We start from the raw sequence: 25,089 nt of genomic DNA, 5'->3' as shown, positions 1-25,089 counted from the left end.
CTCAGTGCGGAGGAGCCGCGGACCTCAGGGAGGAGCCGGGGCGGCGGCACTTCACCGGGCAGCACGACGAGACGGGCTTACGCCGGCCATACCTTCGATGCGGAAGGTGGCGGCAGGGGGCCGCCACCGCGCACAGGGTCTCGTCTTCGCGGGGGACCTGGAGGGGACAAGCCCGTCATGGGGAACCAAGACACACGGGTGCGGGGCCTGGCCGCACGGGCCGGCGGCTGGAGCGCCCGCCACCGATGGGCGGCCGTGGGCATATGGGTGCTGTTCGTCGTCCTGGCGATGGGGCTCGGTTCGGCGGCGGGCCGGGTGGACGTCAAGGAGAGCGACCAGCTCAAGGGCGAGACGCATACCGCCGCGAAGATCATCGAGGACGCGGGGATCAAGCGGCCGGCGAGCGAGACCGTGCTGATCCAGGCGAAGGACGGCACCACGAAGGCCACGGACGCCGCGTTCCGGGCCGCCGTCACCGACGTGGTGAAGGCCGTCGGCGGCACCGGCCGGGTCACCGACGTGACCTCGCCCTACGACACGAAGACCATCTCGCGCGACGGCCGCAGCGCGCTGGTGCAGTTCGACATGCGCGGTGACGCGGACACCGCCAAGGACCGCGTCGAGCCGGTGCTGAAGGCCGTCGCGGGTGTCCAGAAGGACCACGGGTCGCTGCGGATCGAGGAGATCGGCGGCGCGAGCATGCAGAAGCAGTACGCGGACGCCTTCGGGGACGACTTCCAGCAGGCCGAGTACTCCGCCGTGCCGGTGGCCTTCGGCATCCTGCTGATCGCCTTCGGCGCGCTGGTGGCGGCGCTGCTGCCGGTGGCGCTGGCGATCACCGCGATCATGGCGACGATGGGCCTGATGGGCATCGTCAGCCATCTCCAGCCGATGAGCGACACCGCCAACTCCGTGATGCTGCTGGTCGGCATGGCGGTCGGCGTCGACTACTGCCTGTTCTACCTGCGCCGTGAGCGCGAGGAGCGGGCCGCCGGGCGGGACGCGGGCACCGCGCTGCGCATCGCCGCCGCGACCAGCGGCCGCGCGATCATCGTCTCCGGTGTCACGGTGTGCGTGGCCATGGCGGGCATGCTCTTCACCGGGCTCGCCGAGTTCGAGGCGATGGGCCTGGCCTCGCTGATGGTGGTGGCGGTCGCCATGGTCGGTTCCGTCACCGTGCTGCCGGCGCTGCTGTCGCTGCTGGGCGAACGGGTGGAGAAGGGGCGGATCCCCTTCCTGCGGCGCCGGCAGGCCGGGAGCAACGGCGAGAGCCGGTTCTGGACGGCCGTCCTGCGCGGTGTCCTGGCGCGGCCCGTGGCCTCGGTGGTCGTGGCGGTCGGCGCGCTGCTCGCCGTCGCGTCGCCCGCGCTCGGCATGAAGACCTCGCAGCTCACGCTGGACCAGGAGTTCGGCAACTCGCTGCCCATCGTGCAGACGTACAACCGGGTCAACGACGCCTTCCCCGGCGGCTCCGAGCCGGCCCAGGTGGTCGTGCGGGCCAAGGACATCAACGCGCCCGAGGTCCGGCAGGCGCTGGCGGACTTCAAACAGCAGGCGATCTCCTCGGGCGCCTCGCGCGGTCCCGTCGACGTGAGGCTGCACGCGGCGCAGAACGTCGCCCTCGTCTCCGTCCCGCTGGTCGGCGGCTCCGACTTCGACCAGGCCACCAAGAGCCTGGAGAAGCTGCGCGACGAGGTGCGGCCCGCCACGCTCGGCAAGGTCGACGGCCTCCAGGCGCCGGTCACCGGCCAGGTCGCCGGCTCGCACGACTTCAACGACCAGCTCGTCGGGTCGGTCGTCCCGGTCTTCGCCTTCGTGGTGGTCTTCGCCTTCCTGCTGATGCTGCTGTCGTTCCGCTCGCTGACGGTCGCGATCACCTCGATCCTGCTGAACCTGCTGTCGGTGGGCGCGGCCTACGGCATCCTCGTCGCCGTCTTCCAGCACGGCTGGGGCGCATCCCTGGTGGGGGCCGAGGGCGTGGGCGCGATCGTCACCTGGCTGCCGCTGTTCCTGTTCGTGATCCTGTTCGGCCTGTCGATGGACTACCACGTCTTCGTGGTCTCCCGGATCCGCGAGGCGCGGATGCGCGGGCGCAGCACGCGGGACGCCATCCAGCACGGTGTGGTCACCACCGCCGGTGTCGTCACCAGCGCCGCGGTCATCATGGTCGCCGTGTTCGCCATCTTCGGCACGCTGTCCATGCAGTCGATGAAGCAGATGGGCGTCGGCCTGGCGGCCGCGGTGCTGATCGACGCGACCGTGATCCGGGGCGTGCTGCTGCCGGCCGTGATGTCCCTGCTGGGCGAGCGCAACTGGTACCTGCCCAAGTGGCTGCACCGGCTGCCCGACCTCACCCACGACGAGTCGCCCGAGGCGATGGCCGCGCCGGCCGCGCCGCGGGAGGACGAGCGGCTGAGGGTCTGACCCTCTCCGGCCCTCCGCGGGCCGGTGGATCGGGGCCCGTCGGCTTCCCGGAGCCGGCGGGCCCCGCCCGTTTCCACCGTCCACCTGCGCGAATGCGACACTGACCGTCGACCGGTACGGGACGGGCCGACACGGGCCGGCGCGGACAGGAACGACGGAGGCGGACGATGGACGAGGCACGGGGGCGGGACGTACTGGCCGCGGCGGGCGTACTGCCCGGCCCGGCGCGGGACGCCCGGCTCCTCGCCCTGGGCGAGAACGCGGTGTTCGCCGCCGGCGGTCTCGTCGTGAAGGTGGGCCGCGACGCCGAACTGCTCGACCGCGCCCGCCGCGAGCTGCGGATCGCGCTGTGGCTGGCCGGCGAGGGCGTCCCGGCGGTGCGCGCCGCCGAGCCCGAGGCGCTGCTGGTGGAGGGGCATCCGGTGACCGTGTGGCACCGCCTGCCCGACCCGGTACGGCCCGCCGGGCCGCGGGACCTGGCCGAACTGCTGCGGATCGTCCACGCGCTGCCCTCGCCCGGCTTCGAACTGCCGCCCCGCGAGCTGCTGGGCGGTGTGGAACGCTGGCTGCGGCTCGCGGGCGAGGCGATCGACCCGGCGGACGCCGCGTATCTGCGCGAGCGCCGCGACGGCTTCGCGGCGGCCGCCGCCGCGCTCACCCCGCACCTGCCGCCCGGCCCGATCCACGGGGACGCGCTGCCGCGCAACGTCCACGTCGGCCCGGACGGGCCCGTCCTGGTCGACCTGGAGACCTTCTCGGCCGACCTGCGCGAGCACGACCTGGTGGTCATGGCCCTCTCCCGCGACCGCTACGGCCTGCCCGCCGAGGCCTACGACGCCTTCACCGAGGCCTACGGCTGGGACGTACGCGAGTGGGAGGGCTGCCCGGTCCTGCGCGGCGCCCGCGAGACGGCCAGCTGCGCCTGGGTCGCCCAGCACACCCCGGACAACCCCAAGGCCCTGGCCGAGTTCCGGCGCCGGGTGGCCTCCCTGCGCGACGACGACCCCGAGGTCCGCTGGCACCCTTTCTGACGGTCCCCCACCGGTCGGCCGGGGATCACACGGGCTCGTCCGCCGGTTCGCGCAGCGGCCATGCGGTGTCGATCACTGCGGCCGAGTCGCCCTTGCGGCGCAGGAAGTCCTGGAAGTCGGCCGCCCAGGCGGCGTACCACTCGATCTGGCAGCGGTGCAGTTCCGCCGGGCCGAGTGAGGCGATCTTGGGGTGGCGGCCGGCTATCGCGCAGGCCAGCCGGGCCGCGGCGAGGGCGTCGGCCGAGGCGTCGTGCGCCGAGTCGAGGACCACGCCGTACTCACCGCACACCGCCTGCAGGGTGCGCTTGCCGGGCCGGTAGCGGTCGGCCCAGCGGTCGATGGTGTACGGGTCGACGACCGGGCCCGGCTCCGCGCCGCCCAGCCGGTCCCTGAGCGAGGGCAGCCGGTGCCTGCGCAGTTCGGCGGAGAGCAGGGTCAGGTCGAAGGCCGCGTTGTACGCCACCACCGGGACGCCCGTCTTCCAGTAGCCGGTCAGCACGTCCGCGATGGCGTCGGCCACCTGGTCCGCCGGTCTGCCCTCGGACGCCGCCCGTTCGTTGCTGATGCCGTGGACCGCGACCGCGTCCGGCGGGATCTCCACGCCCGGGTCGGCCAGCCACTCGCGGTGCCCGGCCGGCTCCCCTCCCCTGACCTCGATCACGGCGCCGGTGACGATGCGCGCCTCGCGCGGATCGGTCCCGGTCGTCTCCAGGTCGAAGCCGATCAGCAGCTCACGGTGCCAGCCCATGGCGGCCCCCCTTCTCGGTGGTGCTTTTCCCCCAGTGGTCGTAACGATCGCATGCGCCACTGACAATCAGCAGACCGCGTTCCGCTTGGCGCGCCACCCGTCAGGACACCGGCCGCGAATCCGCCCACATCATCTCGAACTCCTCGCGGTAGGCGGAGAAAAGCCCGCCTTCGCCCACCTCGTCCGACTTGACCACCTTGCTGCCGTTGCGAAGGACGAACACCGGCGCCTCCATGCCCCGGCTGCGCCGCAGGTAGGACTGCACCACCGCGATGCCGTCCGTGCCGTCGCCGTCCACGAGGTAGGCGGTCAGGCGCGGCGTCTCGTCGTAGACCTGGATCTCGAAGGCGCCCGGGTCGCGCAGCCGGGAGCGCACCCGGCGCATGTGCAGGATGCTCATCTCCACCGACCGGCTCAGCTCGCCCCGCTTGAGGCCGAGTTCGCGCTCGCGGCGCTTGACGGCACTGGACGCGGGGTTGAGGAACAGCAGCCGCACCCGGGCGCCCGACTCGGCCAGGCGGACCAGGCGGCGGCCGGAGAAGTTCTGCACCAGCAGGTTGAGGCCGATGCCGATGGCGTCCAGCCTGCGCGCCCCGCCGAAGATGTCCTCGGCCGGGAACTGGCGCAGCAGCCGCACCCGGTCCGGGTGCACGGCGACCACGTCGGCGTACCGGTCGCCGACCAGGCTCTCGACCGCGTCGACGGGCAGCCGCCGGGCGGAGGGCACGTCGCCGCCGGTGCCGAGGATCTCGAGCAGGCGCGCGGAGGCCCGCTCGGCCTGCCCCAGCACCGCCTCGGACAGCGCCCGGTTGCGGGAGACGACGTTGCGGGTCACCTCCAGCTCGTCCAGCGCGAGTTCGACGTCCCGTCGCTCGTCTATGTACGGCTCGAAGCAGGGCCAGTGCTGCACCATCAGCTCGCGCAGCTGGGGCAGGGTGAGGAAGCTGATCACGTTGTCGTCGGCCGGGTCGAGCAAGTAGCCCTTGCGGCGGCTGACTTCGCGTACCGCGACGGCGCGCTGCACCCACTCCTGACCGGCCGGCCCGGCGGCGGCCACCACCCAGTCGTCGCCGTGGACGGGCTCGTAGACGGGCCGCAGGACGGCGGCCACGACGGCGCGCAGCCGCTGCTCGACGAGGTTCAGCCAGATGTAGGCCCGGCCGGCCCGCTGGGCGCGCGTGCGCACCTCGCGCCAGGCGTCGGGGCCCCAGTCCAGCTCCGGCCCGATGGCGCCGGCGCCCATCGGCCGGGCCAGGGACACCGCGCCGGGCGGGACGTCTGCGGAGTTCCCCTCGTGACCCTCGTCACCAGGGGGCAGCTCCCGGCCTCCCGAGCCCACCCGTGCACCGCCTTCCGCTCCCCCGAGCCTTCCCCGTCCCAACGATCAAGGAAGGGTACTCCGGGAGCGGCGCGCGGTGCAGCCGGATGCACAGCTCCTTTCCCAACTTCCGCCGCGTACGCACTTGTTCCGCTTCCGCGTGATCGGCCCGGTGACGGGAATCATGATGTTGACCACGCATCGTCCGGGGCCGGCCCGGCGCGGGTGCCGGGACCGGTCCGGGTCCGGCGCCCGCGCCGGGCCGGCCCGCGACCCGCGGTTCCTAGGTGGTTCTTCCACTTTCCGGGAGACTCGGAAGGCGAGGCGCCACCGGCGGCGCCGCACACCTGAAAGAGTCGTGTTCATGCAGGTCTGGCCTGGAGAGGCGTATCCACTCGGCGCCACGTACGACGGCGCCGGCACCAACTTCGCGGTCTTCACGGAGGCCGCGGACCGAGTAGAGCTGTGTCTGCTGCACGACGACGGCTCGGAAACGGCGGTGGAACTGCGGGAGAGCGACGCGTTCGTCCGGCACGCGTACCTGCCCGGCGTCATGCCGGGGCAGCGGTACGGGTTCCGGGTGCACGGTCCGTACGCGCCCGAACGCGGGCTGCGCTGCAACTCCGCGAAGCTGCTGCTCGACCCGTACGCGCGTGCGATCAGCGGCTCGGTGCAGTGGGGCGAGGAGGTCTACGGCTACCACTTCGACGACCCCGGCAAGCGGAACGACCTGGACTCCGCTCCGCACACCATGACGTCGGTCGTGGTGAACCCGTACTTCGACTGGGGCGACGACCGCCCGCCGCGCCGCGGCTACCACGAGACGGTGATCTACGAGGCCCACGTCAAGGGCCTCACCATGCGCCACCCGGGGCTGCCCGAGGAACTGCGGGGCACCTACGCGGCGCTCGCCCACCCGGCGGTCCTGGAGCACCTGACCGAGCTCGGCGTCACCGCGCTGGAGCTGATGCCCGTACACCAGTTCGTGAACGACCACCGCCTGGTGGACATGGGCCTGAGCAACTACTGGGGCTACAACACGATCGGCTTCTTCGCCCCGCACAACACCTACGCCTCCTGGGGCGACCGCGGCCAGCAGGTGCTGGAGTTCAAGTCGGCCGTCCGGGCGCTGCACGAGGCCGGGATCGAGGTCATCCTCGACGTGGTCTACAACCACACCGCCGAGGGCAACCACCTGGGGCCCACGCTGTCCTTCAAGGGCATCGACAACCCGCGCTACTACCGCCTCACCGACGACCCGCGCTACTACATGGACACCACCGGCACCGGGAACTCCCTGCTCATGCGGTCCCCGCACGTGCTCCAGCTGATCATGGACTCGCTGCGCTACTGGGTCACCGAGATGCACGTCGACGGCTTCCGCTTCGACCTCGCGGCGACGCTCGCCCGGCAGTTCCACGAGGTGGACCGGCTGTCGTCGTTCTTCGACCTGGTGCAGCAGGACCCGGTGGTCTCCCAGGTGAAGCTGATCGCCGAGCCCTGGGACGTCGGCGAGGGCGGCTACCAGGTGGGGAACTTCCCGCCGCTGTGGACGGAGTGGAACGGCAAGTACCGCGACACCGTGCGGGACCTGTGGCGGGGCGAGCCGCGGGCGCTCGCGGAGTTCGCCTCCCGGCTGACCGGCTCCTCCGACCTCTACCAGGACGACGGCCGCCGCCCGCTGGCCTCGATCAACTTCGTGACCTGCCACGACGGCTTCACGCTGCACGACCTGGTGTCGTACAACGACAAGCACAACGAGGCCAACGGCGAGGACAACCGGGACGGCGAGAGCCACAACCGGTCCTGGAACTGCGGCGCCGAGGGCGAGAGCGAGGACCCGCAGGTGCTGCGGCTGCGGGCGCGGCAGATGCGCAACTTCGTCGCCACGCTGATGCTGTCCCAGGGCGTGCCCATGATCAGCCACGGCGACGAGTTCGCGCGCACCCAGTGCGGCAACAACAACGCCTACTGCCAGGACAACGAGCTGTCCTGGGTGCGCTGGCCGGAGGACGGCGGCGGGCTGCTCGACTTCGTACGGGCCATGGCGCGGCTGCGCAGGGAGCACCCGGTCTTCCGCCGGCGCCGCTTCTTCCACGGCCGCCCGGTGGAGGGCACCCACGACGACCTGTCCGACATCGCCTGGTTCACCCCGGAGGGCAAGGAGATGACCCAGCGGGACTGGGACTCGGCGCAGGCTTCCGCGCTCACCGTCTTCCTCAACGGCAACGCGATCTCGGAGCCGGGCCCCCGCGGGGAGCGGATCGCCGACGACTCCTTCCTGCTGATGTTCAACGCGGCGCCCAAGCGGCTGGAATTCGTGGTCCCCGTGGACCACGGCCGCCAGTGGGAGGTGATCGTCGACACGTCCCGCGAGGAGGGCGTCCCGGCGGGCACCGGCGCGAAGGTCCAGGCCGGCGACCGGCTCACCCTGGCCGACCGCAGCCTGACCGTACTGCGCCGCCCGGCGTAGCGAACGGGTGAGGAGGGCGGCCCGCGCGGGTGGCCGGGCGGGCGCGGAGCGGGGCGGTGACACGAAAGGCGGTGCGGGGGGTACGTAGCTTTCCATGACACCCGAGCGCTTGGCACCCGTCGTGCCCACGGCCACCTACCGGCTCCAGCTCCAGCCCGAGTTCCCGTTCGCCGCCGCGGCGCGGGCCGTGCCGTACCTGGCCTCGCTCGGCGTCTCCCACCTGCACCTGTCCCCCGTGCTCGAGGCCGTGCCGGGCTCCCTGCACGGCTACGACGTCGTGGACCCCGCGCGGGTGCGCGCCGAGCTCGGCGGGGAGGAGGGGCTGCGCGCCCTCGCGCACACCGCGCGGGAGCACGGGCTCGGCCTGGTCCTGGACATCGTGCCCAACCACATGGCCATGGCCCCGCGCCACAACCGCGCCCTGTGGGAGGTGCTGCGCGAGGGCCCCGCCTCGCCGTACGCGCGCTGGTTCGACATCGACTGGGAGGCGCAGGACGGCAAGGTGCTGCTGCCGGTGCTGGGCCGGCCGGTCGGCAAGGAGACGGGCGCGCTGAAGGTCGACGGCGACGTCCTGCGCTACCACGACCACGCCTTCCCGCTGCGCGAGGGCACCGCCGGCCTGCCGCTGCCCGAGCTGCTCCAGGCGCAGTGGTACCGGCTCACCTGGTGGCGGCTGGCCCGCACCGAGCTCAACTACCGGCGCTTCTTCAGCATCTCGGAGCTGATCGGGGTCCGCGTGGAGGATCCGGAGGTCTTCGCGGCGACCCACGCCAAGGTCCTCCAGCTGCTGCGCGAGGGGGTGGTCGACGGCCTGCGGATCGACCACCCGGACGGCCTCGCCGACCCCGACGCCTACCTCGCCCGGCTGCACGAGGCGACCGGGGGCCGCTGGACGGTCGTGGAGAAGATCCTCTCCGACGGCGAGCACCTGCCGCCCTCCTGGCCGGTGGCCGGCACCACCGGCTACGACGCCCTCCGGCACGTCGACGGCCTGTTCACCGACCCGGCCGGTGCGGACGAACTGCTCGCCCTGTACCGGCGCTGGGCGGCCCCGCAGACCGACCGGGGCGGGGACTGGGCGGCGACGGCCCGGCGGGCGGCGTACAAGGTGATCACGCACGAGCTGGCCGCCGAGTCGGAGCGGCTGACGCGGGTGGCGAGCCGGGTGTGCACCGGCTCACCGGACCCGGCGCTGCGCGACCGCGCCCCGTGGGCGCTGCGCACAGCGCTGCGGGAGCTGCTGGTCCGCCTGGAGGTCTACCGGCCGTACGCCTCGACCGACGCCTCCGCCGTGCTCACCGAGGAGGCCGCGGACCGGGCCCGCCTCGCCTTCGCGGTGCCCGAGGAGGGCGAGGCCGTGGACGTCGTACGGGATCTGCTGCTCGGGCGGGCCGGCGTGGGCCGCGACGCCGTGGAGCTGCGCACCCGGTTCGCGCAGGCCGCCTCCGCGCTGCGCGCGAAGTCCGTGGAGGACACCGCCTACTACCGTTACGTGCCGCTGCTGTCGGCCAACGAGGTCGGCGGGGACCCCGGGCGCCCGGCGGTGTCCCCTCAGGACTTCCACGCGTACTGCGCCCGCGTGCAGCGCGACTGGCCGGTGGGCGGGACGGTGGTCTCCACGCACGACACCAAGCGCAGCGCCGACGTGCGGGCCGCGCTGGCGGTGCTCACCGAGTGCCCCGAGCGGTGGGCCGCGCTCCTGGAGGAGGTCGCGCGCGGCGAGGAGGACGTGCCGGACGGGCAGCTCGCCTGGGCGGCCTGGCAGACGGTGTTCGGGCTCGGGCCGGCCGAGCCGGGGCGGGTGCGGGAGGCGCTGCTGAAGCACGTGCGGGAGGCGGGCCTCTACACCAGCTGGACGGAGCAGGAGCCGCCGTACGAGGAGGCCGTGGCGCGGTTCGTCGACGAGGGACCGTGCGGGGCGCCGGGCGAGCGGGTGGCGGCCCTGCGCGGCGCCCTGGAGCCGCACATCCGGGCCAACGTCCTGGGGACGGCCCTGGTGCACCTGACGATGCCGGGCGTGCCGGACGTGTACCAGGGCACGGAGGCCGAGTACCGGGCCCTGGTGGACCCGGACAACCGGCGGCCGGCGAGCTTCCCTCCGGCGGACCCCGGCGACAAGGGCGCGGTGACGGCGGCGGCGCTGCGGCTGCGGGCGCGCCGGCCCGAGGTGTTCGGCTCGCGGGCGACGTACGCCCCGCTGGTGGCCGAGGGCCCGGCCGCGGCCCACTGCGCGGCGTTCGCGCGCTCCGGTGAGGTGGTCACGGCCGTGACCCGGCTGTCGCTGCGGCTGGAGCGGGCGGGCGGCTGGCGGGACACCCGGCTGCCGCTGCCGCCGGGCCGGTGGGCGGACGCGCTGGCACCGGGGCGGGAGTTCGAGGGGCACGCGCGCGTGGCCGAACTGTTCGAACGGCTGCCGGTGGCACTGCTTGAACGGGTCCAGGACGGCTCGGGAAACTGAGACCGGCGGGGCGGCGACCGGCCGGCCGGCAACCGATCGGGGTGGTGACCGGCCGGGGTGGCAGCCAGCCGGGTCCGCAACCGGCCGAGTCGGTGATCGGGGCGGCGACCGCCCATAGGGGTAACCGGCCGGGACGGCAACCGGGCCAGCGCGATGGCCAGCCGGGTCCGCAACCGGCCGAGTCGGGGCGGCGACCGCCCGTAGGAGTGACCGGCCGGGACGGTGACCGGCCGGGACGGTGACCGGCCGGGCGGTGACCGGCCGGACGGTGACCGGCCGGGCGGTGACCCGGGCAGGGCGGTGGGTGCTGGGCGCGTCCGGGTGGCGGGGGCGGGGGGCGCTTCCGGGGGTCAGCGGGCGCCCCGGACGGCTTCCGGGCGCCTCGGGGCGGCTCCAGGCGGCCTCCGTTGTGTGTACTTGACAGTTCACAGACGCCGTGGGGTACTGCGGAGTGCGAAGCAGGGCGGAGTAGTCGGGGGTGAGTCTCCTGCCGGAGCTGCGCTACCCCAGTGTTCCCGAACTCGTCGCCGCCGCCCGGGCGGTGGCCGCACGACGGCCGGACCTGTGCGCCGTGCAGGAGGTCGGCTTCTCCCGCGCGGGCAGGCCCCTGCACCTGCTGTCCATGGGGCACGCCCGGCGGGCCGTCCTGGTGGTGGCGGGCGCCCACGCCAACGAGCCGGCCGGAGGGTCCACCCTCCTCGCGCTCGCCCACCGCGTCCTGGACGAGCGGCGGCTGCGGGCCGACACCTCCTGGCACTTCCTGCTGTGCGCGGACCCGGACGGCGCGAGCCTGCACGTCACGCCCGCCCCGCGCAGCCTGCTCGACTACCACCTCGGCTTCTTCCGGCCCGCCGGGCCCGAGCAGCCGGAGTGGTCGCCGTCCGTGCTGCCGCCGGACCGGCTGCCGCCCGAGACACGCGCGCTGACCGCGGTCATCGACACGCTGCGGCCCTACCTCCAGGTGACCCTGCACGGCACCGATCTGGGCGGCAGCTGGGTGCAGTTGACCAGGGACGTGCCCGGGCTCGCGGAGCCCTTCGGCAAGTCCGCGGCGGAGCTGCACATCCCGGTGGAGACGGGCGCGTCCGACGCCGCGGGCTGGGCCGTCTCGGGGCCCGGGGTGCGGGTGATGCCCTCGCCGGGCGCCGGGGCCGCGTACCCGAGCATGCCGGACGACGCGCGGCACAGCACCTGGTACCACGCGCACCGCTACGGCGGTCTGACCGCCGTGGTGGAGGTGCCGATGTGGGCGAGCGACCTGGTCGACGACCCGGCGCCGCACCCCGCGCCCGCGGCGGCGATACGGCGGCTGGCGCGGCGGCTGCTGAGCGACGCGCGGGAGGTGGAGCTGGTCCTCGCGGACGCGCTGCCCCGGCTGGCGGGCGCGGACGGGCCGCTGCTGCGGGCCGCGAAGTGGGGGCTGAGCCTGGTGCCGGGGCTGGCGGCGGACTGGATGCACACCCCGCCCGCCGACACCACGATGGCCTACGTGGGCAGCGTGGACGCCTTCGGCCGGCGGCTGCCGCTGCGGACGGCGGCCATGCTGCTGCGGGTGCTGCGCCAGGCCGACGACCGCGCCGCGCCGCAGCTGGAGCGGCTGGTCGCGGCCTGGAGCGAGTCCTTCGCCCGCCGCTTCCGGGCCCGCTGGGTGCCGCTGGACCACCAGGCGGAGCACCAGAGCCGCACGGTCGTGGCGGCGGCCCGCCACGCCCGCGAACTGGACGCCTGACGCGGCGGGCCGGCCGCCGACCGGGGCGGGCCGGCGCGTCAGGCGTCCAGCGCGAACACCTCGCCCGTGCGGGCCCTCATCACACAGGAGTTGGCGAAGGTCTCCGTGTAGTCGACGGCGCGGCCCTGCCACTGGCCCCTGGCCTCGACGGTGACGGGCGCGTAGATCATGGAGCAGAACACGTCCTTGTGGGGGATGCCCCGGATGTCGCCGCGCGCCGAGCGCAGTTCGCCGCAGGCCTCGGACGCGTGGGCGTGGCCCTGGGGCGGGTCGCACGTCAGCAGGGTGCCGCGGGTGTCACCGGAAGGGACGTCGCCGTGCGTGACGCTGACGTAGAGCCAGTCGCCCCGGTCGGAGTGGGCGTGGGCCGCCTGGGCCGGGACGGCCGCGGTGAGCAGGAGAGCGGCCGCCGCGGTCGTACCGCGCAGCAGACGGCCCGTCGCCGCCTTGGTGAAGGGTTTCATGCCCGCTACATCGGCACACCCGGCTCCCCGCCCCAGCCCGGCTCACCCGAACGGGAGCACCCGCGGGCGTGGCCGGGCCGGCTCGGCCGGCTGCTGGTGCCGGGCGGCCAGTTCGCAGGCGGCCAGGACCACCCGGGTCTGGTACTCGGCCTGGCGGGCGACCGGGATCCAGCGGGCGCGCAGACCGTCGCGGTAGTCGGCGCAGCGTTCCTCGATGAGCCGGTCCAGCTCGGGCAGGACGCCGGCCGGGTCGTGGCCGGCGGCGCGCACGAGGCGGTGCAGCAGCCCGGCGGTGCGCAGCGCCAGCCGCCGTCCGGCGATGCGCAGGGCGGTCAGGTGGGCGGTGGTCAGCGGCGGGAGCGGGCGGGACGTGCCGTCGCCGGTGCCGGGGTCCCAGGCGTCGGCGAGTCCGGGGCAGACCAGTAAATAGTCGTCCACCGGGGCGAGCAGGCGGTCGGCGTCCGCGACCCCGGCGAGGTGCGGCCGGGCCCGGTCCAGCAGGCGTTCGAGCAGGCGGGTGTCCTCGCGCAGGGTGCGGCTGACGGCGCGCAGCACCGCGTCCCGGTCGGCGGGCGCCGAGCCGTCCGCAACGGCGGCCACGCCCCACATGGGCGCCTCCACCACGGCGGACAGGGTGCCGTAGCGGCGCGGGTGGCACCAGGTGGACTCCACGGCCGCCTCGGTGATGGCGGCGGCCAGGTCGCCGTGGCGCGGCGGCGGGATCCGGTAGACGGCGGGCCCGAGGCGGGGCCAGTACAGGCAGTCGTACGCGCCGAGCTCGCGCGGGATGCCGAGGCGGGCGGCGGCGTGCGCGACGCGCTGGGCGAGGCCGGGCAGGTCGTGGGTCAGCTCGACGAAGCCGCCGCCGACGTCGACGCCGTGCAGCGAGCACTGGACGAAGGGCCGCAGCTCGTCCTGGAGGCCGAGCAGCGCGCGGGTCTCCGGCAGCGCGGCCGCCGCTGCCCCGTCGGGCAGCCATTCGGGCTGTTCCAGGAAGCCGGGCCGGAAGAAGCTGCGGAAGTAGTGGCCGAGCGTGTAGGGCCCGGCGAGCCAGTCCTCGTTGCGGCGGGAGCCGTCGGGGTCCAGGCACAGCAGCAGGTTCCAGGTGATGTCCGCGCCCTCGCGCAGATGGGGGTCGGTCAGGGCCCGCTCGGCCAGCCGGAGGACGGTGGCGCCGCCCACGGGTTCGTTGGCGTGCGGCCCGGCGACAACGAGGGCCTGCCGGTCGCCGTGCCCGGCGGTGAGGAGCCACAGGGGGGTGCCCGCGCGGGAGACGCCGACGCGGCGCAGCCGGGCGTGGCGGGGATGGCGGGCGACGAGGGCGGCGGCGCGGGCGGCCAGTTCGTCGACGGACGGATAGCGGTGGAGTGGCGTCAGGGCACACCTCCACGATGTGTTGCCATCGGTTCACCACACGTACACGATGTAAGCAAAGTCAGTCACGAGTTGGCGGGTTCGTCAACACCACCGTCCGGAAAGAGACTTGACCCGTCCCGCTGGGTGATGCACAGGCCAGAGGTGTCCGGTGCCGCCGGCGGTGGGCGCCTCAGCCCGCGTGGAGCCGGTACGACACCTGCCCGAACCCGACCTGGTCGCCCTCGCGCACCACGGCCGCCCCGATCACCCGCCGTCCGTTGACGGTCGTGCCGTTGGTCGAGCCGAGGTCCCGCAGGACCCACATCCCGCCCTGGTGGCGCAGCTCGGCGTGGACGCGGGAGACCGTCTCGTGGGTGAGCCTGAGCCCGCTGGCCGGGTCGCGCCCTATCCGCAAGGGGTGACCGCTGCCGGGGACGGGCAGCAGCAGCTTGGGCAGCCGCTCGGCCTGCCAGGCCCTGCGCAGCCGTACGGTGAAGCCGGAGACCGCTTCCACGGTGCCGAACACCAGACGGGCCACCCGGCTCTCGGTGGGCAGGTCGCAGGTGAGCGCGACGAGCTCGTCGGCGCGCCGCGCGGCCAGTGCCAGCTCCATGCGCCGGACGAACGTGTCGTGCGACAGACGGCCCATGGCGACGCCGTCACGGAGCACCTCGAGCGCCTTGTCGCGCTCCGCGTCGGACAGCCGCGCGGGGTACGTGTGGAACTCGAAGGACGACGTCACGTTGGTGATTGTCGGTCAGCGGACCCGGGGTGTCCAGAAAACCCGGAAACGGTGACCGGTGCGCGCATCCCGCGACACCCGCCGCAAAAGGACGGATGCGAAAGCGGATTGATCTCGTTTGGAGGACGATGGACGGGCTACATCACGGTGAGCAGACGAAGGGGAACCGTCCGTGCAGTTCGAGGTGTGGGCACCGCAGGCCGGCCGTGTGACGCTCCAGTGCGACGGCGCCACGCGCGCGTTGGAGCGCGATCCGGAGCGGGCGGGCTGGTGGACCGGTGAGGCGGAGGCGGACGACGGCTCGCGCTACGGCTTCGCCCTGGACGGCGGCCCCGTGCTGCCCGATCCGCGCTCGCGGCGGCAGCCGGACGGGCCGGACGGCCTGAGCGCCGTCGTCGACCACGCGCGCCACGTCTGGCGCACCGGCGACTGGGGCGGCCGCCCGCTCCCGGGCGCGGTCCTCTACGAGCTGCACGTCGGGACGTACACCCGCGAGGGCACCTTCGACGCGGCCGCCGCACGTCTGGAACACCTGGTCGAACTGGGCGTCACACACGTGGAGTTGATGCCCGTGTGCCCCTTCCCCGGCACGCACGGCTGGGGCTACGAGGGCGTGTCGCTGTGGGCGGTGCACGAGCCGTACGGCGGCCCGGAGGGGCTGAAACGCTTCGTCGACCGTGCGCACGAGCTGGGCCTGGGCGTGGTCCTGGACGTGGTGCACAACCACCTCGGCCCGTCCGGCAACTACCTGCCGCGGTTCGGCCCGTACTTCACCGACACCCACCACACCCCCTGGGGCGCCGCGGTCAACCTGGACGCGCCCGGCTCGGACGAGGTGCGGGACTTCCTGACCGGCAGCGCGCTGGCCTGGCTGCGCGACTACCGGATCGACGGGCTGCGGCTGGACGCGGTGCACGCGCTGGCGGACACGCGCGCGTGCCACTTCCTGGAGGAGCTGTCCACGGCCGTGGACACGCTCGCCGCGGACCTCGGCCGCCCGCTGTTCCTGATCGCCGAGTCGGACCTGAACGACCCGCGGCTGATCACCCCCCGCGCGGAAGGCGGCCTGGGCCTGAACGCCCAGTGGAACGACGACTTCCACCACGCCCTGCACACGGCCCTGACCGGCGAGTCCCAGGGTTACTACGCCGACTTCGCACGCGCCCCGCTCGCCGCGGTCGCCAAGACCCTCACCTGCGGCTACTTCCACGACGGTACGTACTCCTCCTTCCGGGGCCGCCGGCACGGCCGCCCGCTGGACCGCACCCGGGTGGCCGGGCACCGGCTGATCGGCTACACCCAGACCCACGACCAGGTCGGCAACCGGGCCCAGGGCGACCGCCTGTCCATGCTGCTGGCCGACACCCCCGGGCTGCTGGCCTGCGCGGCCACGCTGACCCTGACCGCGCCGTTCACGCCGATGCTGTTCATGGGCGAGGAGTGGGCCGCGGGCACGCCGTGGCAGTTCTTCACCGACCACACCGACCCGGAGCTGGCCGAGGCGGTGCGCCGGGGCCGGCGGCGGGAGTTCGCCGCGCACGGCTGGGCCGAGGAGGACGTGCCCGACCCGCAGGACCCGGCGACCCGGGACCGCTCCTGCCTGGACTGGTCGGAGCCGGAGACCGGGCCGCACGCGCGCGTGCTCGCCTGGTACCGCACGCTGATCGCCCTGCGGCGCGAGCAGCCCGACCTCACGGACCCCGACCTCGCCGACACCAGGGTCGCCTACGACCAGGAGGCCCGCTGGCTCGCCTTCCGGCGCGGTGACGTACGGGTGGCGGTCAACCTCGGCAAGGAGCCCGCGGCGATCCCCCTGGGCACCCGCCCGGCACGGGTACTCGCCGCCTGGGAGCCGGTCGGGCCGCCGGACGCCGACGGGGTGCTGCACGTGCCGGGGCGGTCGTGCGTGGTGCTGGCGCAGTCCTGAGCCGGCGGCCCGGCCGCACCGGCGCGCCCGGGCCGCCCGGCCCGCCCGCGCCTCCCGGCGTCGGGCCCGTCTACGCCTCGCCGTCCTCCCCGGTCTCGTCGTCCTCCGAGTCGTGCTCCGTGTCGTCCTCGTCCTTGTCGTCCCGGTGGTCCTCGCGGAACTCCGTGACGCGCTCCAGGAGGATCGCCTCCCAGGCGTGCCTCAGCTCGGTCCTCAGGGCCGGCAGGGGCGCGTCCGAGCGGCCGTCGACACGGTCGGCGAGGCGGATCACCGTGTCGCAGCGGGCCAGCCACAGGCCGCGCAGACAGGGCCGGGCGCCGTAGCCGGCGAGGGTGGCGGCGCGCACGGCGGCGGGGGAACCCACGGCGCGGGCGAGTCCGGCGATGTCCTCGGCGGGGTCGCCGATCACCGCGCCGGTCCAGTCGAGCACGCCGCGCACCCGGCCGTCGGCGCCGACCACGAGGTGGTCGCCGCTGAGCCGGTGGTGCACGAGCACGGCCGTGCCGGGCTGGGCGGCGAGCTGCGCCGCGGCGGGCGGGGTGAGCTGGGCGGTGCGCGCGGGATCGAACTCGTCGGCCGCGCCCAGGCGTTCGGCGGCGTGCACGGCCATCCGCCGCAGCGCCTCCAGCGAGCGCGGCGGGGTGCGCGGCACGCCCAGCGTCCCGGCCTGGCGCACGGGCACCCGGCGCAGCCCGGCGAGCAGCCCGGCCAGGTCGTCCTCGCCGAGCGCGGACACGTCGTGCTCGGCGGCCGTACCGCCCGTGAGCCGGGTGTCCAGGGTGTACGCCAGTCCGGGCGCCCAGTCGCCGTGCGCGACGCTCACCGGGACGGCGACCGGCAGGTGGGGGCGGACGATGTCGCGCAGCCGCAGTTCGCGGCGCCGGCGCAGGGATGCCTCGCGGTCCGGGGCCAGGTGGAGCACATGGCGGGTGCCGACCCACCAGGCGCGGTGGCCGCCGCCCTCGCCGACGGGCCGGACGTCGAATCCGGCCGCCGTGCCCGAGGGCGAGCCGGCGCCGGTGGCCGGGGCGTCCTCGAGCAGGGTGCGGACCAGTCTGCGGACCGTGTCCGCGGTGGGTGTCGGTGCCTGGGTCATCGTCGCGCCGTGTGGTCGTGGTTGCGGGGTGGGTGCTGCCGGCCGGTCAGTCCACTATGACCATCTCGCGGGTCGTGTCGTTGAGGCGGCGGCCCCCGTCCTCCGTCACGGTGACGATGTCCTCGATGCGCACGCCGAAGCGCCCGGGCAGGTAGATGCCGGGTTCCACGGAGAAGCACATGCCCGGCACCAGGGGCTGCTCCTCGCCCTCGATCATGTACGGCGGCTCGTGCGTGGTGACGCCGATGCCGTGGCCGGTGCGGTGGATGAAGTACTCGCCGTACCCGGCTTCGGCGATGACCGCGCGGGCGGCCCGGTCGACCTCCTGGCAGGGCACGCCGGGGCGCACCGCGCGGAAGCCGGCCTCCTGCGCCTCGCGCACGATGTCGTGCACCCGGCGTTCCTCGTCGCTCGGCTCGCCGACGTGGACGGTGCGCGTGGTGTCGGAGCCGTAGCCGTCCTTGAGGCCGCCGAAGTCGAGTACGACCATGTCGCCGCGCTCGATGAGCCGGTCCCCCATCTCGTGGTGCGGGTTGGCGCCGTTGGGTCCGGAGCCGACGATGGTGAAGTCGACCCGGGAGTGGCCGAAGGCCCGCAGCAGCCCGGCGAGGTCGGCGCCGACCTCGTACTCGCGGCGGCCCGCGAAGGCGACCTTGCGGATCTCCTCGAAGGCCTGGTCGGCCGCCGCTCCCGCCGCCGCGAGCAGCTCCAGCTCGGCGGCGTCCTTCACCGCCCGCAGCATGGGCAGGGCCTCGGTGAGGGAGGCGTAGGAGGTGCCGGGCAGGGTCCTCTGAAGGCCGAGCAGGTGCATGGCCCAGGCGTTGTCGCTGATGCCGAAGCGGCCCGAGGCGTCCAGCAGCGCGGCGGTGACGGCGTAGGGGTCCTTGCCGTCGGTCCAGTCCCGCAGGGTCAGGGCGGACGCGCCGGCGGCCCTGGCGGCGTCGGGGGCCTCCAGGGTGGGCACGACGAGCACGGGGTCGCGCCCGGGGGCGAGCACCAGCAGCGTGAGCCGTTCGGTGTCGGCGGGGGGCGCGTAGCCGGTGAGCCAGACCATGTCGGGTCCCGGCGCGACCAGCAGCCCGGCCAGTCCGGCGTCCGCGGCCGCCCGGGCCGCGCGCGCCATCCTGGCCCGGTAGTCGTCGGCGGTGAAGGGCGCGGGCGCGGTGCCGGTCATCCGGGCCTCCCAGGCGGCTGGACATGCGGTGAGGGACTACGGGCAGCATCCTGCCCGGCCGTGCGGGGCGGCGCGAGCCGGTCGGCCGGTCCCGCCCCCGGCACGGACCATCCTCTCCCCCTGGCTCCCCCTTCACCAGCGGTTTCCGCAGTCGTGACCAAGGAGCCGCGGGCCGCGCGGCAGCGGTGCCTTGCCCGCGCGGCGGCCGCGCCGTCGCCCCGGGCGGCGCCGGGCGGCGGGGTCATGTGGTGATGCCCGGTGTCACGGTCAGGCGCAGCCGGGTGCCGTCGCGGTGCCGCACGGTCAGGACCACCTCGCGGCCCGCGCGGGCCCGGGCGACCGCGCGGGCGAGCCCGGCCGCGGAGCCGGTCCGGGTGGCGCCGAACCTCAGGATCACGTCGCCGCGGACCAGGCCGGCCGAGTAGCCGGGGCCGGGCACGTGCACGCCGGTGACCCGGGCGCCCGGCTCCGGGTCGTCGACCGCCTCGATGCCGAGGACCGGGCCCACCGGGGCCGGGGCCAGGGCCGGCGCCTGGGCCTCGGCCGGCGCCCGGCCGGACCCGGGGCCCACGCCCGCCGGGCCGCCCGCCCGTGCACCCGCCGGGCCGCCGGGCGAGGGCGCCGAGGCGCCCTCGCCCGCGCCCCGGACGCCGAACTGCCGCTCCAGCCGGGCCAGTCCGCTCGTGCCGATCACCGCGGTGCCCACCGCGCCGATGCCGATGCCCGACAGGACCAGGACCAGCCCCGCGAGCACGCGGGCCGACGCCGTCAGCAGCCGCCGGCCGCGCCGCCGCGCGGGGTACGGCAGCCGGTCGCCCGCGCGCCCGGCGCCACCGCCCCCGCCGCCTGCGCCGGGGTCCCGGCCGGGCATCGGCTTGGGACGCAACGCGGTACGTTCCATCGCTCGCACTCCGTCCGCCCGGCCCGTCAGCCGACCGGCAGGGCCGCCGGGGCGGGCGGCCGGCCGGGCAGGAAGACGTGGGCGCGGCGGGCCAGCCACTCCGCCTTGTAACGGTCCACCCGCCGGTGCCAGTTGAGGATGCCGGCCATCCAGTTCTGCAGGTCGAGGACATAGCCCGCCATGGCGGCGCGCGCTTCCTCACTCAGCTCGAAGTCGTCGTACAGGACGGGCAGTTCGTGCGCGACGACGTGCTCGAACTGCCGCATGCGCTGGGTCATGAGGTCGTGGACGACCGAGAGCGCGGCCGGGTAGTCGATGCCGAAGAAGTGCTGGACGACGAGGATCGAGTTGTGGATCTCGCCCTCGTACTCGATCTCCTTCTGGTACGAGAAGACGTCGTTGAGGAGGCAGGCGTAGTCGATGGCCGCGTTCTCCAGGGAGCGGACCGGGCCGGTGCGGTAGACCTCGGGCGGCACGGCCGGGCCGTGTCCCATCCGGCACAGGCTCAGGGTGAGGTCGGAGCCGAAGGTGGCGCGCCGCATCTCCAGGTAGTCGACGGGGTCGGGGACCCGGTTCTGCAGTTGGTTGGACAGCTCCCACACCCAGCTCTCGGTCATCGCGTCGATCGCGCTTTTGAGGGTGCGCCGCTGGCCGGGGGTCATCCCGGCGGTCGTGCGCGCCCACAGGTCGGTCAGGGCGCGCTCCATGGCGTTGGCGGGGACGAGCGCCGTCTCGCCGTCGACGGGCATGCAGGCCGACAGGCGGGCCGTGGTCACCTTGGCGGCGGCCAGGTCGCGGCGGTGGCCGTGGACCAGGGGGTAGTAGTCGTCGCCGTAGGTGCCGAAGGCCAGCCAGTGCGCGCTCAGGTCGAGCGCCTCGGGGGTGGCGTCGGGGTCCAGGCCGGCCGAGCACAGCGCGAGGTCGCAGGCGGCGAGCTTGTCCTCGTCCCAGACGCCCTCGGCGAGGATGCCCATGCGGTGGCACCACTGGACGAGTCCCCGGCGGGCCGCGTCCAGGTGCGGGCTGAGCCGGACCTCGTAGGGCATGCGGAGGTCGGGGATGCGGGCCGGGCCGACCTTCTGGAACGGCACGTGGGTGTAGGCGCGCAGCCGCTCGGCGCCGGCCGCCGCGAGCAGGGCGCCGACGTCGGCCGCCGAGGTGCCGGGTCCCGCGAGGTACGGCCGGTCGCGGGCGGACCGCGCCCGCTCGTTCATGTAGCGGCTGGAGCGCATGTGCCACTCGTGGCCGCCCGACTGCCAGTCCTGGAGTCCCTTGGCGTACGCGCCCACCGCCGCCACCTCGTCCGGGGTGAGGCCCAGCTCCAGCGCGAGGGCGGGCACTTCGGTGAGCGCGGTGTGCTCGAACTGGTGCAGGCGCGAGGTGAGCACGTCGTTGACGGCGTCGGCGGCCTCCTGGGTGGTGCAGCCGAAGAAGGTCTCCAGGACCAGCACGCCGTTGCTGAGCTCACCCTCGTCCTCCACCTCGCGCTGGTAGGAGAACAGGTCGTTGCGCAGGTGCACGGCGTCGGAGAAGGTCTCCATCAGCACCCTCAGCGGCCTGGACCCGGCGGCCGCGGCGGGTACCTCGGCGGTCGCGTACTCCACGAGCCCCGCCGACCAGGGGGCGCCGCCGACCTTGCGGCGCATCTCGATGTACTCGACGGGGTTGGCGATCCGCCCCTCGTTGATGTTGGACAGCTCCCACAGCGACTCGTTCAGCAGGTGCTCGGTCGCCACCGCGAACCGGCGCCGCCAGTCGGCGGACATGGCGGGCACCGTGCGCGCCCACAGGTCGGCGAGGCCCGCCTCGACCGGGTTCCGCGGCTCGGGCACCCCGGCCGCGAGGTCGAGCGGCATGAACAGGGGCAGGCGGTCCAGGTGCGCCTTCCCGGCCGCGCGGTCCTGGCCGCGCTTGTACTTCTCCAGGAAGTGGTCGTCGAAGAAGAAGACCCACACGTACCAGTCGGTGATGAGGGAGAGGGTGGGTCCGTCGCAGTCGGGGTGGGTGAAGGCGCAGAGCAGTCCGTAGTCGTGCGCGTCGAGGTCGGACCGCTCCCAGACTCCGGAGCCCTCCAGCATGCCCATCTCGCGCGCCCACCGGGCCGAGTGGGCGCGGGCCTCGTCGACGTGCGGGTTGAGCCGCGCCGGATACGGCATGTAGAAGTGCGGGAGTTCGAAGGGCTGCGTCATGGGCGGGAGCTACCCGGCGTCTTCCCAGGCCATCCGTTCGGCGGGACTCGATCACACCATCGCGTGAAATACCCGGCTCGTGCCGTTACCCGCCCGCTCCCCGGGACGCCACCTGGATCAGCGCGTGCGTGCCGCCGGTGCGCCAGTACCCGTCCTCCTCGGCATCGAGGGCGGCCTCGGTCGCCGCGTCGAGGCCGGTGACCACCTCCGACTTCAGGGTGCGCAGGGCCGCGACCGGGCCGGGGAAGTACGCGGTCACGTCGGCGAAGGGCGTGGTCGCGGGCCACCGGCGGTCCCCCACCAGGCGCCGGTAGTTCAGGTCGCCCTTGAACACGGTCAGCGTGCCGCCGGCGAACTCCTCGCGCAGGTCGCCGGGCATGTCGGCGTACGGCAGCGGGGCACAGGAGAACGGGTGCGCGCGGACGGTCAGCCGGCCGTCGCCCATCGCGGACCACAGGAAGCGCCCGTACCGCGCGGCGGCGCCCCGCGCGGCCGTCAGCCGGCGCACCGCGTCGACGACGTCGGCGGTGGTGGCGTCGGAGACGTAGTACGGGTGGGGCTTGACGTGCAGCACCGCCCGCCGCGCGTGGCCGTGTTCGAGCAGGTGCGCGAGGAGCAGGAGATCGGGAACGAGCTCCCGGCCCGCGTTGTCGGCGACGAGGAACAGCGTGCCGGGCGGGCGGCCGGACAGCAGCGCCCACAGCGCGTCGCTGTCGTCGGCGACGAGGCCGGAGGCGGCTGTCGTCCCGGCTCCGGGCGCCGACAGCCGGAAGCCGAGGTCGGCGCGGTTGCCCCAGAGGGAGCCGTGCAGGAGGGCGGTGGCGCGGTCGGCGGCCGTCGCGTGCTCCAGGCTGTCGAGCGCGGCGAGTTCCTCGTCGGTCTCCGGGGCGTCGAGTTCGGCGAGCTTGGCCGGGCGGAAGGGGTCGATGCCCTGCCAGGGGCCGGGCGGGAAGTGGCCGACCGCCTCCAGGAGACAGCGGTAGAACCAGCTCTCGGACCACAGCCACGGCACCTCGAACCAGGACCGGCCGGTGTACTCGTCCAGCCCCCAGGACCGCCAGCGCTCCACGTCGTGCGCCCCGCCCGGGAGCGGCTCGATCACGCCCTCGGTGCAGTTGGCCAGCAGCGCGTCGAGGGCGCGGTGCTGCCCGGGGCCGTACGGGAAGGCGTCCCGGACCTGCCGGATGATCGCCGGGTGCCGCTCGGCGAGCACGCTGTGCGGGAAGGAGCCGGGTTCGTCGGCGAGGAGCACGGGCGGGGCCGGGAGCTGGGGCATGCGCTCACGCTACCCGCGCGGGTCATACGACGCCGATCTCCCGCTCCAGCCGCGTGGTGAGTGTCAGATAGCGCGGGCGCCGGTGCACGGGCACCAGGGCGCGGATCAGCAGGTGCCACATCTCGGTGGTGCGGCGCGGCAGCCGCTCCACCGGTTCCAGGGGCCGGCCGCCGATCCGGGTGCCGACGAAGAAGCAGACGAGGGAGTGCGCGACGGCGTGCACGTCGGTGTCCGGGTGCACGTCCGACTCCCGCACGGCGCCGAGGAGTTTGCGGGTGGCGAACTCCAGCCACTCGGTGAACGGGTGCCGCAGCGGCGGGCGCACCTCGGCTCCCCCGGTGGCCAGCCGCAGCCCCGCGCGGGCGACAGGGCTTTCGACGGCCAGCCGGGTGAGGGCGAAGGTGACGCGGATCAGCGCCTCCAGGGAGGAGCAGCCCTGCCGGTCCACCGCGCCGGCCGCCCGCTGGGAGGCCTGGGACTGCAACTCCATGATGGCCTGGGCCAGATCCTCCTTGGCCGCGAAGTGGAAGTACAGCGCACCCTTGGTCACGCGCGCGTGCTCGACGATGTCGCTGAGGCTGGTGCGTTCGTAGCCCTGCCGGTCGAAGAGGTCGGCGGCGGCCGTGATGATCGTCGCGCGGGTCTGTTCGGCGCGTAACTGCCTCGGCATCGACGAAAACACTCCCGGAGCCACGAAGAACGGGGCAAGCCGTTTGTTTCTCACTCCCCGTACACGATAACTCACCCGTCACGGACATCCACCAGGCAGGGGTGGACGGCCCGTTCACTCCGCATGGGCCCAAGGGACGCCGTAGGGATGCCGCAGGGGTCCGGAAAACAGGGACGGCGGTATGGAAAGCGATATCGGCGACCGGCTCACGCCGGGCCGCGTGGGCGGCGGATCGCCGCGCCGCCGGGCGCTAGAGTGCCCGCCGAACGGTTCGATTTCGGCCGGGAGCGGATGGCCGGCAGCGCTCGCGACCGGCCCGGCGCACCGGCCCCGACCCGGCCGGCCAGGCGCAGTGAAGGGGTTCTCATGGCGAGGCAGGAACGCGCCATCAGGACGCGCAGGGCGATCCTGGAAGCCGCGGGCGCGGTCTTCGACGAGCACGGCTACACCTCGGCCACGATCGCGATGGTGCTGGAACGGGCGGCCGTCACCAAGGGCGCGCTGTACTTCCACTTCCCGTCCAAGGAGTCGCTCGCCCAGGCGGTGCTCGACGAGCAGGTGCCGCTCGGCGCGGTGCCCCAACAGCCGTGCAAACTCCAGGAGGTCATCGACACCACCTTCGTGGTGGGCCACCGGCTGCTTGGCAGCGCCCTGCTGCGGGGCGGCGTCCGGCTGACCGTGGACCAGTGCGCGCCGCCGGGCGTGGACCACACCGGGCCGTTCCTGCGGTGGGCCGAGCACCTCGTGGCGCTGATGCGGCAGGCCGAGGAGCGGGGCGAGTTGCTGCCCACCGTGGAGCCGCGCGACACCGTCGAGTTGCTGGTGGGCGCCTTCGCGGGGATCCAGCTGATGTCCCGGGCGCTGACCGGCCGCGCCGACCTCGGGCACCGTATCTCCGTGCTCTGGGGGCACGTTCTGCCGGCCATCGCGGTGCCGGGACTGCTGCTCGGCCTCGACGCCGGGCCCGACCGGGGCGCGCGGGTACTGGCCGGCATGTCCGCCGGCACGACCTCACCGGCCTGAACGCGCCGCGCTCCGCCTCACCGGCCTGAACGCGCCGCGCTCCGCGCCCGTACTGCACGGCACGGACCGTTCCCGCGCCCGGTCGAGGAG

18 protein-coding genes are annotated in these 25,089 nt (G+C 74.4%); 7 read left to right on the top strand and 11 right to left on the bottom strand.

Annotated elements, in window-relative coordinates; all coding sequences use genetic code 11:
* Positions 1-177 precede the first annotated feature (177 nt).
* Together IE217_RS14040 and IE217_RS14035 are read left to right on the top strand one after the other, a co-directional pair.
* Positions 178-2,424, top strand: a complete 2,247-nt coding sequence (locus IE217_RS14040; RefSeq protein WP_190178160.1) for an MMPL family transporter — start codon at positions 178-180, stop codon at positions 2,422-2,424.
* A gap of 167 nt (positions 2,425-2,591) precedes the next feature.
* Positions 2,592-3,455, top strand: a complete 864-nt coding sequence (locus tag IE217_RS14035) for a phosphotransferase enzyme family protein (RefSeq protein ID WP_190178159.1) — start codon at positions 2,592-2,594, stop codon at positions 3,453-3,455.
* A 25-nt stretch (positions 3,456-3,480) separates the two neighbouring features.
* On the opposite strand, the gene IE217_RS14030 is transcribed toward IE217_RS14035, so the two are convergent.
* Both IE217_RS14030 and IE217_RS14025 read right to left on the bottom strand, forming a co-directional pair.
* On the bottom strand, positions 3,481-4,203 hold the full coding sequence (locus tag IE217_RS14030) for a 3'-5' exonuclease (RefSeq protein WP_190178158.1): 723 nt from the start codon (positions 4,201-4,203) through the stop codon (positions 3,481-3,483).
* A gap of 100 nt (positions 4,204-4,303) precedes the next feature.
* A complete protein-coding gene (locus tag IE217_RS14025; protein WP_190178157.1) occupies positions 4,304-5,542 on the bottom strand; it encodes a DUF5919 domain-containing protein in 1,239 nt (412 codons plus the stop codon).
* Positions 5,543-5,885: 343 nt separating this feature from the next.
* On the opposite strand from IE217_RS14025, the gene glgX reads away from it, so the two are divergent.
* From glgX to IE217_RS14010, 3 genes are all read left to right on the top strand, one after another.
* Positions 5,886-7,994 carry a glycogen debranching protein GlgX gene (gene glgX / locus IE217_RS14020; RefSeq protein WP_190178156.1) on the top strand — a complete coding sequence of 703 codons (2,109 nt, stop codon included), beginning with the start codon at positions 5,886-5,888 and terminating at the stop codon, positions 7,992-7,994.
* 94 nt (positions 7,995-8,088) lie between these two features.
* A complete protein-coding gene (gene treY, locus IE217_RS14015) occupies positions 8,089-10,452 on the top strand; it encodes a malto-oligosyltrehalose synthase (RefSeq protein WP_190178155.1) in 2,364 nt (787 codons plus the stop codon).
* Positions 10,453-10,930: 478 nt separating this feature from the next.
* Entirely contained in the window at positions 10,931-12,181 is a 1,251-nt protein-coding gene (locus IE217_RS14010) for a M14 family zinc carboxypeptidase (protein ID WP_190178154.1), read from the top strand.
* Between the two features lie 38 nt (positions 12,182-12,219).
* On the opposite strand, the gene IE217_RS14005 is transcribed toward IE217_RS14010, so the two are convergent.
* From IE217_RS14005 to IE217_RS13995, 3 genes are all read right to left on the bottom strand, one after another.
* Complete coding sequence (locus tag IE217_RS14005; RefSeq protein ID WP_190178153.1) at positions 12,220-12,645, bottom strand: SSI family serine proteinase inhibitor; 426 nt, start codon at positions 12,643-12,645, stop codon at positions 12,220-12,222.
* A 42-nt stretch (positions 12,646-12,687) separates the two neighbouring features.
* Positions 12,688-13,935: a M14 family zinc carboxypeptidase gene (locus tag IE217_RS14000; protein ID WP_373298018.1), complete on the bottom strand. Its 1,248-nt coding sequence runs from the start codon at positions 13,933-13,935 to the stop codon at positions 12,688-12,690.
* Between the two features lie 256 nt (positions 13,936-14,191).
* On the bottom strand, positions 14,192-14,743 hold the full coding sequence (locus tag IE217_RS13995) for an FHA domain-containing protein (RefSeq protein ID WP_190178152.1): 552 nt from the start codon (positions 14,741-14,743) through the stop codon (positions 14,192-14,194).
* Positions 14,744-14,915: 172 nt separating this feature from the next.
* Here IE217_RS13995 and treZ point away from each other — a divergent pair, with 172 nt between their 5' ends.
* Entirely contained in the window at positions 14,916-16,670 is a 1,755-nt protein-coding gene (gene treZ, locus IE217_RS13990) for a malto-oligosyltrehalose trehalohydrolase (protein WP_190178151.1), read from the top strand.
* Between the two features lie 70 nt (positions 16,671-16,740).
* Here treZ and IE217_RS13985 read toward each other — a convergent pair whose 3' ends face one another.
* The 6 genes from IE217_RS13985 to IE217_RS13960 form a co-directional block, all read right to left on the bottom strand.
* Positions 16,741-17,766 (bottom strand): aminoglycoside phosphotransferase family protein, encoded by a 1,026-nt coding sequence (locus IE217_RS13985; protein WP_190178150.1) that lies wholly within the window; start codon positions 17,764-17,766, stop codon positions 16,741-16,743.
* Between the two features lie 46 nt (positions 17,767-17,812).
* Positions 17,813-18,940, bottom strand: coding sequence for an aminopeptidase P family protein (locus tag IE217_RS13980; protein WP_190178149.1), 1,128 nt, complete (start codon positions 18,938-18,940; stop codon positions 17,813-17,815).
* Positions 18,941-19,181: 241 nt separating this feature from the next.
* Positions 19,182-19,841, bottom strand: a complete 660-nt coding sequence (locus IE217_RS13975; RefSeq protein ID WP_190178148.1) for a PDZ domain-containing protein — start codon at positions 19,839-19,841, stop codon at positions 19,182-19,184.
* Between the two features lie 26 nt (positions 19,842-19,867).
* Positions 19,868-22,030, bottom strand: a complete 2,163-nt coding sequence (gene cyc2, locus IE217_RS13970; RefSeq protein ID WP_190178147.1) for a germacradienol/geosmin synthase Cyc2 — start codon at positions 22,028-22,030, stop codon at positions 19,868-19,870.
* An 85-nt stretch (positions 22,031-22,115) separates the two neighbouring features.
* On the bottom strand, positions 22,116-23,306 hold the full coding sequence (locus tag IE217_RS13965; protein WP_190178146.1) for a damage-control phosphatase ARMT1 family protein: 1,191 nt from the start codon (positions 23,304-23,306) through the stop codon (positions 22,116-22,118).
* A 22-nt stretch (positions 23,307-23,328) separates the two neighbouring features.
* Positions 23,329-23,976, bottom strand: a complete 648-nt coding sequence (locus tag IE217_RS13960; protein WP_190178145.1) for a ScbR family autoregulator-binding transcription factor — start codon at positions 23,974-23,976, stop codon at positions 23,329-23,331.
* Positions 23,977-24,342: 366 nt separating this feature from the next.
* On the opposite strand from IE217_RS13960, the gene IE217_RS13955 reads away from it, so the two are divergent.
* Positions 24,343-24,999, top strand: coding sequence for a ScbR family autoregulator-binding transcription factor (locus IE217_RS13955; protein ID WP_190178144.1), 657 nt, complete (start codon positions 24,343-24,345; stop codon positions 24,997-24,999).
* Positions 25,000-25,089 lie beyond the last annotated feature (90 nt).

It is taken from the genome of Streptomyces naganishii JCM 4654 (assembly GCF_014650575.1).
In the GTDB taxonomy this organism is placed as follows: domain Bacteria; phylum Actinomycetota; class Actinomycetes; order Streptomycetales; family Streptomycetaceae; genus Streptomyces; species Streptomyces naganishii.
The sequence above is the reverse complement of the archived record's forward strand: the minus strand, read 5'-3'. Positions and strand labels throughout refer to the sequence as shown.